This window comes from Shewanella sp. GJ50-10, from assembly GCF_055808815.1.
The window spans coordinates 3,026,204-3,039,633 of record NZ_JBVVSS010000001.1 but is presented as its reverse complement, the minus strand read 5'-3'; the positions used below and the strand labels follow the sequence as shown (position 1 = coordinate 3,039,633).

Annotated in this window: 12 protein-coding genes; 3 read left to right on the top strand and 9 right to left on the bottom strand. The window is 39.4% G+C overall.

Features of this window, described 5'->3' with window-relative positions; translation table 11 throughout:
* Nucleotides 1-68: 68 nt before the first annotated feature.
* Together AC0L4E_RS12800 and AC0L4E_RS12795 are read left to right on the top strand one after the other, a co-directional pair.
* Nucleotides 69-1,040, top strand: coding sequence for a PstS family phosphate ABC transporter substrate-binding protein (locus AC0L4E_RS12800; RefSeq protein WP_473679490.1), 972 nt, complete (start codon nt 69-71; stop codon nt 1,038-1,040).
* A 207-nt stretch (nt 1,041-1,247) separates the two neighbouring features.
* Nucleotides 1,248-2,972, top strand: coding sequence for a M1 family metallopeptidase (locus AC0L4E_RS12795; protein WP_473681642.1), 1,725 nt, complete (start codon nt 1,248-1,250; stop codon nt 2,970-2,972).
* A gap of 2,342 nt (nt 2,973-5,314) precedes the next feature.
* Here the strand turns inward: AC0L4E_RS12795 and AC0L4E_RS12790 are convergent.
* A complete protein-coding gene (locus AC0L4E_RS12790; protein WP_220755581.1) occupies nt 5,315-5,800 on the bottom strand; it encodes a glutathione peroxidase in 486 nt (161 codons plus the stop codon).
* Nucleotides 5,801-6,180: 380 nt separating this feature from the next.
* Here AC0L4E_RS12790 and AC0L4E_RS12785 point away from each other — a divergent pair, with 380 nt between their 5' ends.
* Nucleotides 6,181-6,720: a YfaZ family outer membrane protein gene (locus AC0L4E_RS12785; protein ID WP_473679489.1), complete on the top strand. Its 540-nt coding sequence runs from the start codon at nt 6,181-6,183 to the stop codon at nt 6,718-6,720.
* Nucleotides 6,721-6,819: 99 nt separating this feature from the next.
* Here the strand turns inward: AC0L4E_RS12785 and AC0L4E_RS12780 are convergent, their stop codons facing one another.
* The 8 genes from AC0L4E_RS12780 to AC0L4E_RS12745 form a co-directional block, all read right to left on the bottom strand.
* A complete protein-coding gene (locus tag AC0L4E_RS12780) occupies nt 6,820-6,981 on the bottom strand; it encodes a small highly charged protein (RefSeq protein WP_220755583.1) in 162 nt (53 codons plus the stop codon).
* A gap of 164 nt (nt 6,982-7,145) precedes the next feature.
* Entirely contained in the window at nt 7,146-7,616 is a 471-nt protein-coding gene (locus tag AC0L4E_RS12775; protein ID WP_473679488.1) for a copper resistance protein NlpE, read from the bottom strand.
* Nucleotides 7,617-7,667: 51 nt separating this feature from the next.
* Nucleotides 7,668-8,813: a patatin-like phospholipase family protein gene (locus AC0L4E_RS12770; protein ID WP_473679487.1), complete on the bottom strand. Its 1,146-nt coding sequence runs from the start codon at nt 8,811-8,813 to the stop codon at nt 7,668-7,670.
* Nucleotides 8,814-9,030: 217 nt separating this feature from the next.
* Complete coding sequence (locus AC0L4E_RS12765; RefSeq protein ID WP_473679486.1) at nt 9,031-10,746, bottom strand: proline--tRNA ligase; 1,716 nt, start codon at nt 10,744-10,746, stop codon at nt 9,031-9,033.
* Nucleotides 10,747-10,975: 229 nt separating this feature from the next.
* Nucleotides 10,976-11,593: an acyltransferase gene (locus tag AC0L4E_RS12760; RefSeq protein ID WP_473679485.1), complete on the bottom strand. Its 618-nt coding sequence runs from the start codon at nt 11,591-11,593 to the stop codon at nt 10,976-10,978.
* A 78-nt stretch (nt 11,594-11,671) separates the two neighbouring features.
* On the bottom strand, nt 11,672-12,409 hold the full coding sequence (gene tsaA / locus AC0L4E_RS12755) for a tRNA (N6-threonylcarbamoyladenosine(37)-N6)-methyltransferase TrmO (protein WP_473679484.1): 738 nt from the start codon (nt 12,407-12,409) through the stop codon (nt 11,672-11,674).
* A 24-nt stretch (nt 12,410-12,433) separates the two neighbouring features.
* Complete coding sequence (rcsF, locus tag AC0L4E_RS12750; protein ID WP_473679483.1) at nt 12,434-12,829, bottom strand: Rcs stress response system protein RcsF; 396 nt, start codon at nt 12,827-12,829, stop codon at nt 12,434-12,436.
* A gap of 153 nt (nt 12,830-12,982) precedes the next feature.
* The gene (locus tag AC0L4E_RS12745) at nt 12,983-13,387 is read right to left on the bottom strand and encodes an H-NS histone family protein (protein ID WP_473679482.1); all 405 of its coding nucleotides are present in this window, start codon (nt 13,385-13,387) and stop codon (nt 12,983-12,985) included.
* Between the last annotated feature and the right edge of the window lie 43 nt (nt 13,388-13,430).

Genomic DNA, 13,430 nt, shown 5'->3' with positions numbered 1-13,430 from the left:
CTTGTCATTGAAGCGATTGATACTGAGCGTGTCTTAAATAACAACGCTATTAATACCGGAGCATTACAATGAAACTTAAACAGCTAGTTGGCACTATCGCCTTTGCAGCAGCTGGTGTTTTTTCAGCAACATCGATGGCAGCAATTGATAAAACATTACCTGTATATGAAAAGACAAGTGGTGTTTCAGGCAACTTGTCATCGGTTGGTTCAGACACGTTAGCAAACATGATGACGTTATGGGCTGAAGACTTCAAACACATTTACCCTAACGTAAATATCCAAATTCAAGCTGCAGGTTCTTCTACTGCACCACCAGCTTTGACTGAAGGTACTTCTCAGTTCGGCCCAATGAGCCGTCAAATGAAGCCTAATGAAGTTGAAGCTTTTGAAAAACATTACGGTTACCAACCAACAGCTATTCGTGTTGCAATTGATGCATTAGCAGTATTTGTACACAAAGATAACCCAATTGAAGGTTTAAGCATTGAACAAATCGATGCAATCTTCTCGTCAACTAAAAAATGTGGTGGCGATGATGTTACTCGCTGGGCTGATGTTGGTCTAGAAGGGAACTGGTCTAAGAAAGACATTCAGTTATACGGTCGTAATTCGGTATCTGGTACTTACGGTTACTTCAAAAAGAAAGCACTTTGTAAAGGTGATTTCAGAGCAAACGTAAATGAGCAACCAGGTTCTGCGTCAGTAGTTCAGTCAGTTTCTCAAGGTCTTAACGCTATCGGTTACTCAGGTATCGGTTATAAGACTGCAGGTGTTAAAGCGGTAGCACTTTCTAAGAAAGGCGATAAGTACATTGATGCAACGGCTGCTAATGCTGCTAATGGTACATACCCATTATCACGTTACCTATATGTTTACATCAACAAGCACCCTAACAAAGATTTATCACCAATGGATCGCGAGTTCATCCGTTACGTGTTATCTAAGCAAGGTCAGCAAATCGTAGAAAAAGACGGTTATGTACCACTACCACGTAGTGTTGTAGCTAAAGACCTAGAGAAAGCAGGTATCAAGCTTTAATCACTAAAGTGATATTAGCTTAGATATATCTGATTAATAAAGCCTCATTCGTGAGGCTTTTTTGTGTCTAAAATCTATTGAACCAGCCACTCGATGAAGCCAAGATATTAGGCTAGAATAGCTGCATAAAAATACCTATAAGGAACTGTTGTGGCTGAACAATTTGATTTCAATACCGATTACCATTCTTTAGCGAATACTGACGAGATGAAAGTGCATCATATGGCGCTTTCCTTAGATGTAGACTTTGATAAACAGCAGCTAAAAGGTTCGGTCAATTTATTGTTTAACCGGTTAACTACTTCGACTCAATTAATTTTGGATAGTCGCGATTTAAACATTGCTAGTATCACTGATACCGATGGGCATCAGCTAGAATTCAGCCAGCAGCATGTGAATGAACTTCAGGGCGAAAAGATCACCATTGAAGTCGGCAGTGAACTTACCGAAATTGTCGTTAATTATCATACCTCCAAGGATGCTCAAGGGTTACAGTGGTTAACGCCAGCTCAAACCTTAGGCAAACAGTCTCCTTATTTGTTTAGTCAATCTCAACCTGTAAATGCTCGCAGTTGGATCCCGCTGCAAGATACTCCGAAAGCCAGAATGACTTTTAGTGCATCAATTCAAGTTAATAACGGTTTGAGAGCGGTGATGAGTGCGGCCAATTCTGTAGAAATGCCCCAAAGTGGCTTGTTTCAATTTGAAATGGAAAAACCGATCCCGACACATTTACTCGCACTTGCGGTAGGCGATCTTGCCTATGGTGAAGTGAGTGAGCGCTGCGCTATTTATACAGAACCAGCCATGCTTGAAAAGGCGCTCAAGGAATTTGAAGATACTGAATCAATGATTGTCGCTGCAGAGTCTTTACTTGGGCCATACCCATGGGGACGTTACGATATGATTGTACTTCCGCCAAGTTTCCCATTTGGCGGAATGGAGAACCCGAGATTAGCCTTTATAACACCCACTCTGATTGCTGGTGATAAAAGCTTAGTGTCGACTGTTGCCCACGAACTCGCTCATTCTTGGACTGGTAATTTAGTCAGTAATGCCACTTGGCGAGATTTATGGCTCAACGAAGGCTTTACTACCTACTTTACTAATCGCTTAGTTGAAAAGATTTACGGTAAAGAACAAGCTGATTTGGAATGGGTGATTGAATATGGTCGCTTACAAGAAGAAATGCTATCAATGCCATTAGCGTCGCAAACGTTACCTGCTAATGTTCAGCGCCAGGATGCGAATGACTCATTTAATCGATTTACCTATGACAAAGCATCTATGTTTGTCCATGAGTTAGAGTCACGATTAGGTCGCGAAGCGTTCGATAAGTTTTTATTTGATTATGTTGAGCATTTCAAATTTGAAGCGATTACCACCGAAGACTTCGTTAAGTATGCAAAGCAAACATTACTCACTCAACATAGCTCAGTAATTAGCGAGTCAGAGTTAATGATTTGGGTTTATGGTGAGGGGCTACCTGAGTGGTTTATTGCGCCAACCTCAACCAGTCTAGATAAGGTAACATTTGCTTTGCAGCAGTTTAGTGAGGGAGTTAATGCAGCAAAGCTTAACGTGACTGGCTGGCGAGTACATCATTGGCAATATTTCATCACTCAATTGCCTTTTACCTTAAGCCAAGTGCAATTAAAAGATCTCGATATGGCATTTGATTTTACTAACAGCCAAAATGCTGAGCTCGCATGTGACTGGTTTAGAGTTGCAATCAGAAATCAATACGAAATCGTGTTACCAAAAGTAGCAGAGTTCCTTACTCATATTGGCCGAGCTAAGTTTGTGAAGCCCCTTTATAGCGAACTACTCATAGCGGGATACCAAACTCAAGCAACGACAATTTTTGAGCAAGCGAGAGCGGGCTATCATCCTTCGCTGCAAGTGCAGTTAGACCTGATATTTAAAGATTGAAATTCAATCACTGGTAGCGATTAATTCAATAGCACTGGCAAATTTAAGGTAAAAAAATGGCAACCCAATGGGTTGCCAGAAGTATCTCTGCGGGACATGGCTAATAATGCGCTAGCGTATTAACTCGTTCCCAAATAAGGGGGATGATGATGAACAATTAATGAAAAACAACAAAAACGTTTTAAACTAATTCTTTCAGCGATAATTAAGTTGCCGTGATGAAGGGCTGGTTAACTTTAGATAATGTCTTGATTTACTACACAGTAAGTCATTATCAACTCGCTACAGTTACTATGAGTACCTAGCTTGGAAAAGGTTCAATCGGTTCGATAAAAAATGATCTTTTTTTTGATTTATTTAACCAATTTAATACCAATGCTTTCTCCTAAGCTTATCTATGCCGTACTAAATGATTTAAGTGACGGTTTCAGCTTTATCTCTTCATCAATTAATTCCTAATCCTAATCTTCAATCCTAATCTTCAATCTTCAGCTTTCTTGTTTTTAAAGCCGTTCAAGCTCATTCATAAACGCCCGTCATAGCCCTTTTTAGCAATGCAGAGAATATGTATTTAAGTTTTGCTAGTTAGAGTTGCATTAGGGAAGGTAAAAAAAATGGCAACCCAATGGGTTGCCAGAAGTATCTCTGCGGGACATGGCTAATAATGCGCTAGCGTATTAACTCGTTCCCAAATAAGGGGGATGATGATGAACATTTACAGGAAACACAATGAATAAGTCTAAAACTAATTCGGTTAGCGTTGATTAGTTTGCCGTGATGAAGGGCTAGTTAACCGTTGAAATTGTTATGAGATACTGTCAAAAAGCGGTAAGTCATTTAAACATTATCAACTCGCTACAGTTACTATGAGTAGCTACTTTTAAAAAGGTTCAATCCGATCGATAAAAAATGATCTTTTTTTAAATTATCTGTTGAGTGTGAAAGAGGTTAAGCGTGACTGGAGTTAAGCTTTAATGAAATATTAAAATTTAACTCAAAAAAAATGGCAACCCAATGGGTTGCCAGAAGTATCTCTGCGGGACATGGCTAATAATGCGCTAGCGTATTAACTCGTTCCCAAATAAGGGGGGATGATGATGAACAATTAATGAAAAACAACAAAAACGTTTTAAACTAATTCTTTCAGCGATAATTAAGTTGCCGTGATGAAGGGCTAGTTAACTTTAGATAATGTCTTGATTTACGAAACTGTAAGTCATTATCAACTCGCTACAGTTACTATGAGTATCATTGTTTGGAAAGGTTCAATGGGTTCGATAAAAAAATTCATTTTTAAAGATTATTTCTGTTAATTTCTTTCGCATCACTTCCTCAAACGTTTCTTTCGCTTAGCTCCTACCAATAGCTGCTACTAACATATCGTCACCTTCGAGTAACACACCGACACCTTCTCGGTAATCAATAGATTGCTTAGCAGTGGTTATTCTTTTCTGTCTTTGATATTCACCTTTGACACTGTAATTTTAAAATTTACTTAGGGTTATACAAAAACGGTAGAGACTGATTTACGATAAATCGAAAGCAAAAAAAATGGCAACCCAATGGGTTGCCAGAAGTATTTCTTGCGGGACATGTATCAAGGTTGCGCTAGCTTATCGATACGTTCCCAAATGTGGGGGATGATGATGAAACTTTAAAACAGAGAAAAAGTCTTAAAACTAATTCGGTTAGCATTGGTTGATGAGACCATGTTGATATGTTTATAAACTTTGAATATACCGTGATGAAGGGTTTATTCATTTTAAAGTAAATCGACATTATCAACTTGCTACATTACTCAGAGTCACGCTTTTCAGAAAGGTTCAAATTTTTTATAAAAAAGATCAAACTTTTTGTTATTCCCTTTTAGGACGGTAGTTCCAAGCTCGCCGTAACGACTAAACCTCCGAAGTAAATTTCCATCAATAAGAAAATTAATCCAATGACTAACCTGCATTAAACGCGCTATAAGGTGGATGAGTTAGCAATGCATGTCCTCAAAAGGAATGATGAAGCATGTAAAATAGGATAGCAAAAGATAAAAAACAGCCATAAAAAAAGGCAACCAAATGATTGCCTATCGATCCACTTTGAGATCAAGGGGACCGCGCTAGAAGTCCCAGGGAGATGATGAAAGTGAAATCACACTGTCTTAATAAATAAGACCCTCACCTGAGAAAATAGTTCAAAAAAAATACAAATAATTTAATGTTTTTCTCAATTAAATTTTTGTGTTTTTAAAATCAATCGTTTGCGAAAAAATAAATAGGCGCTAGCTTCTATTGATACTGCTTAGTATGTCGCTAGTTGACGCCAACGTAGTCATTTTTCTCAGACTTGGCTTACTTTAATAATGATTCAATTTCAGTCATTAAATTTTCAGGCTTCATTGTTGGTGAGTAGCGTTTTAACACTTTACCGTCTTTATTGATCAAAAATTTGGTGAAATTCCATTTAATGCCTTCACTGCCGAGTAACCCTTTGGCTGATGACTTTAGGAACTTATACAGTGGAGTCGTATTTGCACCGTTAACTTCAACTTTACTAAATAGCGGAAAACTGACACCAAAGTTAAGCTCGCAGAATTTACTGATGGTAGCCTCATCACCTTTCTCTTGCCCGCCGAACTGGTTGCAAGGGAAACCAAGCACGACAAAACCCTGATCTTTATAGAGTTGATAAAGGTGTTCAAGTGGCTTGTATTGGTGGGTAAAACCACACTCACTCGCTGTGTTTACAACCAAAACAACTTTGTCTTTGAAATCAGACATTGAAACTGTGTTGCCTTGAATATCAACAGCACTTTGCTCGTAAAAAGACTGGCTCATAAAAACTCCTTATAAATTTAATATCACTATATAGCAGAATTGAACTTAGTCAATTAAGTTGTGCGCAATTCAAATTATGTTGCAACCTTAATATATCGATTAAAGCTTTGTTGAAAGTGGCTCTCAGGCTTAAGCTGGTACTTTTAAAAATAGCCCCGCAATTGGTTGCCTATTCAGCACTGAATACTTAGTTATTAGTAAATACGTAACCAATCGCGAATGGGTATCAATAATTAACAAAATGCGGTGTATGTTGCTTCTGTGTGTGCAGTTTGTGTGTGTATTGCTTGAACCGTGAGCGATACAACTGATTTATAAAGACTAAAGATTTTAGCTCAGTATAATCTCGGCAAATTAAGTTTATGACCGAGGTTTGTAATATGAAAAAAATCATTTTGGCAGCTGCGATGGCTGTCAGTGGACTATCGTTAAGTGCGACTGCGAGCGAAGTTACATTTGGCTTAAGTGAGCATGTGGTATCTGCTAATTTAAAATCAAATATAAATCCTCATACAAACCTTGAAGGTGGGTACATCTATTCTGATAAGAAAGGTCATCTTGCTGAGTTTGCAATGCATATGACTCATCAAACTGGTGCACATACTATCGAAATCGGTCCTAAGTGGACATCGGTATGGTTTGATGACAGCCCAGATGGCAGTGTCATTTCTGTTGGTGGACATTATACGCTCGCCTTAGGCAATAAAATCTCACTTCACGGTGATGCTTATTATGCACCATCAGTATTATCGTTTTCAGATGTTGACGGATACACAGAATTAGGTGCAAAAGTGCAGTACGAATTTAACCCTAATATGGCTATTTTTATCGGTTATCGAAATATGAAGTTCCAATATGATGGTGGTTCGGACAGATCGTTTGAAGACGGCTTTTATATTGGCGGCACTTCGCGCTTTTAAGCGAATAAATTAAAAGTGTTGTTGTGGCGATAAAGTCATCGACAACAAAAAAGCAAGTTGCGGGGCAACTTGCTTTTTAATCGAATAAGTATAAACACTTTAGTGGTACTGGTTTACTTCAAAATCCAACTCTGCGTAATCATCTGCATAACGACGCTTAACATCTACTCTGCGTTGCTTGAGCTTCTTCGCTTTTGGCTTTTCTTCAACTTCGTTTTCCCAAAGGGCGTCGTCGATATCAAATTTGTAGTATTGAGACATATCTCTTTCCAACGTGTTTCTTAAACTGATTGATGACCACATAAAAAACATGATTGTTCAACTCAGTGATGAGTCGTACTCACTTTGAGTACACGGTCATTTTTACCTAATTTTAATTTGGAACGAAAGCAAAAAAAATCACCTAAGACGGTGAATTTTATTGTTCAATCTTTTGAATGTGATGATTGAGGCGAACCATTTGATCTTATTAATGATTCATCGGGGAGCTCTGCAATTTTATTTACTATGTATTTATCTTCATCATCGCCGCGAATACGTTGGCTTTCGACATTCAGTAAATACATTTTTCCATCAACGACTTGATAAATTTGGCCACGGTCTAAATAGATAATATTGCCGGTTTTATCCCAGTGAAATATGCCGCCATTTTTAAATGGAAGGGGAGTTTGTCCTAGATGTTCAGTAGAGATTTTATATTGGTTCGGTGGTATTAAAGTGAGGGTTGTCTTCATGCCATCACAACTTGGGCATGGAAAGGTGCCTTGATAAACCCCTGGCCAGTCGACGGTGTGTAAGCTTCCCTTGGCAGGGTCTGGGTCGAAAGTTAATTGTGGTTCAGAGCAAGCGGTGAGCATTATGGCTACTATCGCTACAATTATCCTTATTGCGCTCATGAGCATTCCTTTGGTGTTTAAACTTATTGAGTCGGCTATGACTTACATAACTTACTTGTTACTTGTGAGTGTTGGGTCGATATTAAAAAACGCTTTGATGGTATCAATTTGCGTCATTGCATCTTGGTAACCTAATTCAATTAAAGCACTCGTGTAGGCTTTTTCAAATAATAAATATGAAACGACACTGGAATCAGTTTCGCAATCAACCCCAAAAAATTTAAGTAACACCCTGATAGCAATAGGTAACTCTTTAAAATATCGCGCGGCAATTTCACTTAAATCTTCACTGGGTTTTATCACCAAAGTATCAATTTTTCGTAAATTTATTAGCTTAGCATCGGCTTCTGGAATTAACGCTAATGTGGTGTTAATCCGCTCTAACCGCTCCAAATCACTGTTTAAAGTATCTGAGAAAATAGTATCGAGCAAATGACCTGCAATGGTGGCTGTTTTGGGATGAGCATCGACTTCATTATGATGCTGTTGATGAGGGCTATCGAGATTAATCACCATAATTTTATCTGCGCCTAAATGTATAGGGCTGGATAGTGGAGACAGTTGATGCACTGAACCATCACCAAAATAGGCTTGATTCAATTTAATCGACGGAAAAACCAGTGGAATGGCAGATGTAGCCATTAAATGATCTGTGGTTAAAGTGCAGCGATTTCCTTGCCGCCTAGCTCTTTGCCAGTCACTTACACTGCTATTGGCTTGAAAGAAGCTGTAAGAGTGAGAGTCGTTGTAGCTTGATGCATCTAAGCTAATGGCTTTGAGTGCACCGCTGCCGATATTGCGTTCAATACGCTGAAAATCAATTAACTGGTTAAGCAGGCTGCGCAGTGGTGCATTATCCAATAAGCTGCCAGCATCAGTATTCATTTTATCGCTCTGTAGGCCTTTAAGCGCCATTTTACACAGATGTTTAAATACTCGAGGAAACGATGAATGATAGACTTTTTTCGTTTCAAAATGACGCCATACCCAATCTAGTTTTTTAACGCCTAAGTGAAAACATGAAGCGTGGGTGGCTAAAGATGTGGCGTTAATCGCACCAGCAGACGTACCACTGATTATTTCAAACGGAATGTGATGATTACGAGGGTACAGTTGAACTAAGGCCTTTAACACCCCAATTTGATATGCTGCTCGTGCGCCACCACCGCCTAAAACAAGTGCAATTGATTCTGACAACTAAGATCTCCTTCCTAATGACTAACGTCATGATATCAGTATGGTTAATAATATCTGGTTCGACGAGTAATTGAACAATTATTTCATCTTTAACTGGCAGAGTTTTTAAGGCTGGGCAAATGCTTAGGCATAAAAAAACGCACCTTATGGTGCGTCTTTATCTCGAAAGGCCTTAATGTAAACTAAGGCTTTACGATTTGGATAAGGTTAAATTGAATTAGCCTTTAATTGAAGATTTGATGAAATCAACAATTTGATCAAATGGGATATCTTGCTTCTCACCCGTGCGGCGGTTCTTATATTCGAATACGCCAGCATCGATGTTGCGGTCGCCAATGACGACAACGTGCGGTAAGCCAACTAATTCCATATCGTTGAACATCACACCAGGACGCTCTTTACGATCGTCTAGTAAGATTTCAATGCCTTCAGCAGCTAAATCTTTATATAGCTGTTCAGCCATTTCTTTAACGCGATGAGATTTGTGCATGTTCATTGGTAAAATACCCACAGTGAACGGTGCAAGTGACTCTGGTAACATCATGCCGCGCTCATCATGGTTTTGCTCGATTGCAGCAGCAACGATACGGCTAACGCCTGCACCATAACAACCCATCATCATCACTTTAGACTTACCGTTTTCATCGAGTACGGTTGCGCCCATTGCCTCTGAGTAGTTGGTACCTAACTGGAAGATATGACCCACTTCGATGCCACGTGCAAATGCATAAGTACCTTTGCCATCTGGCGTCGCTTCACCTTCAACCACGTTACGGATATCCATAGCATGAGCTATTGGTAAATCACGTTCCCAGTTGATGCCGAAGAAGTGTTTACCTTCTTGGTTAGCGCCGGCGCCGAAATCACTGATAACAGCAACATCTTTGTCGATGATAATTGGCATTTCAAGGCCAACAGGACCTAATGAGCCTGGGCCTGCACCCACAGCCGCTTTGATTTCTTCATCGCTAGCAAATTCAAAAGGTGAAAGCACAAGTTCGTGTTTTTCAGCTTTTAATTCATTCAGCTCATGGTCGCCACGCACTACTAAGGCTACCAATGGTGCTTCTTCAGTTGCGCCTTTAACGATCAGCGTTTTCACTGTCTTAGTGATTTCAATATCAAATTGCTCAACTAATTCAGCGATAGTTTTTGCATTAGGCGTATCAACAAGGGTCATTTCTTGTGATGGCGCAGCTAATGTTGCTGTTGGTAGTGGAGATTCAGCTTTTTCGATATTAGCGGCATAGTCGCTATCAGTTGAATAAGCGATTAAATCTTCACCGCTGTTAGCCAATACGTGGAATTCGTGGGAAGTGTCACCACCAATTGAACCTGTGTCAGCAATAACAGAACGGAATGCTAAGCCCATGCGCGTGAAGATATTATTATATGCTTCATGCATTGCAGCGTATGTAGTGTCCATACACTCTTGATTCAAATGGAAAGAGTAAGCATCTTTCATCAAGAATTCACGAGCACGCATTACGCCAAAACGAGGACGAACCTCATCACGGAATTTAGTTTGTACTTGGTATAGGCTTAGTGGAAGTTGCTTATAAGAGCTCACTTCTTTACGCACTAAGTCAGTAATCACTTCTTCGTGAGTTGGACCAAGTACGAAGTCACGGTTATGACGGTCTTGGAAACGTAATAATTCAGGACCAAATTTTTCCCAACGACCTGTTTCAACCCAAAGATCTGCAGGCTGAACTAACGGCATTAAGATTTCAATTGCACCTGCTTTGTCCATTTCTTCACGGATGATCGCTTCAACCTTACGTAAAACACGTAGGCCGCTCGGTAACCATGAATATAGACCTGATGCATTACGACGGATAAAACCCGCACGTAGCATTAATTGATGACTGGCAACCTCTGCATTTGCAGGGGTTTCTTTTTGTGTTGAAAGCAGGTAATTGCTAACTCGCATTCCCAATGTCCACTTAGTAACTATTAATGGGCGACATTTTAGCACTTGCCACGATGTTGTCACCAGATAATTGATGCGAAGAATGCTTTATTGTGGCGGTTATAGAAGAGAGTTAATCGGCTAGGTTGTCAGCGATGTTGCTAACAACCAACTTAGCGGAGTAAATAACACTTATTTAAGTCAGGGCTAAGCCATTATGAAGTGCTTTTTAGTGGGGTAATTTAACAGGCTACTTATCTCGTCTATCGCCAATGATTTTGGCAGGATTTCCCGCAACAATGGCAAACTCAGGGACATCTTTTGTCACTATGCAGCCCATGCCGACGACGGCTTGATTACCAATTTTAACACCATCAACAATACCAGCTTGTGCGCCAATCCAAACATCATCACCTATGGTGATGCCTTTTGCACTAACAGGCTGCTGATAAATGGGAGAGTCTACTGACATGCCATGGTTAAAAGCATAAATCGTCACGTTATTGGCAATACGTGTTCTATTGCCAATGTTGATGCCGACTCTACCACCATCGAATGAACAACCATGATTAATTGCCACTTCATTCCCCATAGTGATTGGCCCATGTAAAAACACATCGGCGGCAATCATGCATTGATTGCCGATTTGGATATCTCGGCCACGCTCTGCAAATAAATGCGCTTCAGGGGCAATAAAACATTGCTCACCAATATGAATCGTTTCTACTTGCATCAATAATTGTTGAATGTCGTCTTGCCAAGGTTTAGCCCATAGCAAATGCTTTTCTTTTAATGAAAAATAAAGCCAAGGCATCCAAGATAAGCGTTTTTTATGTTGGCTTTGATAGTCAGGTTTATCATTTGTCATGGTTTTGGGCTTTTTTATTGTGCATTTAATCAAAGATAACAGTAGGCAGTTACCGCAACTTGGACATGCGTTGAGTTGTTAACATACCGAGGTTGGCTTTATTTCAATCACTTCAATTTTGTCATTATTAATACGCCAAAAAATATCGATATCATATAAGGCCACTTGATATATTTTAGGATCTGACTTTGCTTTTTTATATGCAGGACGAGGGTCTTGAGCTAAAACATCATTAACCACTTGCTGTAAATTTACCAATTGCTCAGCGCTAGAATAATCAGCAATTTGTTCTTGTGCTAGTGGGCTAAATTCAACGTCTATAAGTTTAGGTGCCGACTGTGCTATTCCACCACTGGCATTATCAATAGAGTCAGAAAAAGGAATATAGGGTTTAATATCGATAATGGGCGTGCCATCTAATAAATCCATTCCTGATATTTCTAAACAGACTTTGCCATTGCGTTGCACCACGTTGTGTAATTTAACCACAGACTGACCAATACCGTTTGGTCTAAATGTAGAGCGAGTGGCAAATACACCTAACTTTTCATTTCCACCTAATCTTGGTGGTCTAACGGTATTTTTCCAACCCTGGGCTAAGTTTTCGTGAAAACAAAAAAGCAGCCACAAGTGAGAGTATTGCTCAATACCACGAACTGCATCGAGGTTATTAACATGTGGAGCAAGTTCAACCCAGCCTCGTACATTTACCAACCCAGGTTGTCTTGGTATTCCAAATTTTTGTTTGTACGGTGTGTGACATATTGCAACAGCTTCTATCTGAGAACTAAAAGACTGTTCAGAATATTTATTCATTTATTTAACTAATATATTTAACGGTTATTCAGTAATTTCAGTTTTAATTGCTTGGCCGACACAAAAGGCTTGGGTATAACAGGTATTGGTTTTCTGTTCTGTTAATAAGCACTTTTTCACAATTAATCCATTGGCACCTAATTCAACTGCTTTTTTACGAGCTTCTGTGCGAGCATCTGCGATATTAGCTGGCACGCCAGCTTCAGTTTCTTGGCAAGACTCGCCTTCAACTAACCCGACAATTTCAAACGCACCTTTAGGGCGCTCACCATCTTTGTATAACACTACAGCTGCAGGTTTGAAGTATTCATCAATCGCTTCACCGTCTAAATTACTGTTGAATGTGTAATTACCTGAACAAGCTGATAAAAGTAAAGTCGAAAGGGCAGTGAATAACGCAAGCTGACGAGAAGTGTTCATAATACGGCCTAATTCTTTTGAGTGCATTAAAGAGGGTTTTATTGGTTACAGTTTACATGGCTAGCAAGGCTGTGGAAATACTTGCTGATTGAGATATGCAGATAAAAAAAGAGCCTACCGAAGTAAGCTCTTTAATTGCAGAAAAGATAACCTTTATTCCATGCCAGGAATTAAAAAGTCTTCCATTTTCTTGCCAGCATCAATTTGCGTTTTAAATACAGTTGGCATACGGCCTTGGCCTGTCCACTGAATTAATTCACCTTCAACTTCAATTTGATATTTAGCTGGACGTGGAGCGCGTTTCTTTGGCGCCGGCTTAGCAGTGACTTCACCTAAATCTTCAATTGATAAACCACTGTTTTCAATTTGAGCTAATATTTCAGCAATACGTTCGTTGCGTTCTGCATTTGCTTCTAATTCAGCTTTTTCGTCTTCTTCTCTTTCAGTAATAATCTTTTCAAGTTTTACTGAAAGTTCACGTAAATCTTCTAGTGATAACTCTTTTACTGCAGCTTTAAAACGACGACCATGTGTTAAAATTTCTAAAAAGTCACTCATATCAATGTGCATCCTAATGATTTTAAATAATAAGTATCTCAAG

Excerpts from the sequence above, each read along its gene's own strand:
- AC0L4E_RS12800 (WP_473679490.1), top strand. The coding sequence starts at position 69 with ATGAAACTTAAACAGCTAGTTGGCACTATCGCCTTTGCAGCAGCTGGT.
- AC0L4E_RS12795 (WP_473681642.1), top strand. The coding sequence starts at position 1,248 with ATGAAAGTGCATCATATGGCGCTTTCCTTAGATGTAGACTTTGATAAA.
- AC0L4E_RS12790 (WP_220755581.1), bottom strand. The coding sequence starts at position 5,800 with ATGAGCCAGTCTTTTTACGAGCAAAGTGCTGTTGATATTCAAGGCAAC.
- AC0L4E_RS12785 (WP_473679489.1), top strand. The coding sequence starts at position 6,181 with ATGAAAAAAATCATTTTGGCAGCTGCGATGGCTGTCAGTGGACTATCG.
- AC0L4E_RS12780 (WP_220755583.1), bottom strand. The coding sequence starts at position 6,981 with ATGTCTCAATACTACAAATTTGATATCGACGACGCCCTTTGGGAAAAC.
- AC0L4E_RS12775 (WP_473679488.1), bottom strand. The coding sequence starts at position 7,616 with ATGAGCGCAATAAGGATAATTGTAGCGATAGTAGCCATAATGCTCACC.
- AC0L4E_RS12765 (WP_473679486.1), bottom strand. The coding sequence starts at position 10,746 with ATGCGAGTTAGCAATTACCTGCTTTCAACACAAAAAGAAACCCCTGCA.
- AC0L4E_RS12760 (WP_473679485.1), bottom strand. The coding sequence starts at position 11,593 with ATGACAAATGATAAACCTGACTATCAAAGCCAACATAAAAAACGCTTA.
- tsaA (WP_473679484.1), bottom strand. The coding sequence starts at position 12,409 with ATGAATAAATATTCTGAACAGTCTTTTAGTTCTCAGATAGAAGCTGTT.
- rcsF (WP_473679483.1), bottom strand. The coding sequence starts at position 12,829 with ATGAACACTTCTCGTCAGCTTGCGTTATTCACTGCCCTTTCGACTTTA.
- AC0L4E_RS12745 (WP_473679482.1), bottom strand. The coding sequence starts at position 13,387 with ATGAGTGACTTTTTAGAAATTTTAACACATGGTCGTCGTTTTAAAGCT.